This window comes from Mesorhizobium sp. M7A.F.Ca.CA.002.05.1.1, from assembly GCF_003998335.1.
Taxonomy (GTDB): domain Bacteria; phylum Pseudomonadota; class Alphaproteobacteria; order Rhizobiales; family Rhizobiaceae; genus Mesorhizobium.
This window is the reverse complement of sequence record NZ_RZQI01001490.1, coordinates 1-764: the sequence shown is the minus strand read 5'-3', so window position 1 is coordinate 764 and position 764 is coordinate 1. Positions and strand designations below refer to the sequence as shown.

Below are 764 nucleotides of genomic sequence, written 5' to 3'. Positions count from 1 at the left end.
CGATCCGGAGGCGACGATCGCCGTGCTGCCGGTGGCGGCGATCGAGCAGCATGGCCCGCATCTGCCTGTCTCGACCGACACCTCGATCATGAACGGCATGCTCGACACGGTCATTTCGCGTCTGCCCGACGATCTCGACATCCGCATCCTGCCGGTTCAGGCGGTGGGCAAGTCGAACGAACATCTGCACGCGCCGGGCACCCTCACTTTGCCGGCAACGACGCTGATCGAAGCCTGGACCGAGCTTGGCCTGTCGATCGCGCGCGCTGGCGTGCGCAAGCTGGTCGTGGTCAATTCGCATGGCGGCAACGAGGAGATCATGGGCATCGTCACGCGCGAATTGCGCGTGCGCGGAAAGATGCTGGCGGTAAAGACCAGCTGGCAACGGTTCGGCCGCCCGGCCGGCATGTACACCGAACTGGAGGACCGCCACGGCATCCATGGCGGCGATGTCGAGACCTCGCTGATGCTGCATTTCCGGCCGGACCTCGTCGACATGGCCAAGGCCGACAATTTCGTTTCCAATGTCGCCAAAGCCGAAAACGAACTTTCGCTCCTGCGCCACACCGGCACCCATGCCTTCGCCTGGATCGCCAGCGATCTCAACCCGAACGGCGTCGTCGGCGATGCCAGCATCGCGACGGCGGAGAAGGGCCGGCTGACGGCGGAATATCAGGCCGACGGCTTCATCAGCCTGCTGCGGGATGTGCGCAAGGCGAAGCTCGCGGACTGGTTGACGTAGCCTCCAAACCAGTGGTCTGGCA

At 64.4% G+C, this 764-nt stretch carries 1 protein-coding gene; it reads left to right on the top strand.

The annotated features are described in order from the left end of the window. The coding region (locus EN939_RS36580) for a creatininase family protein (protein ID WP_164751617.1) at positions 1-742 on the top strand (742 nt) is incomplete at its 5' end. Positions 743-764 lie beyond the last annotated feature (22 nt).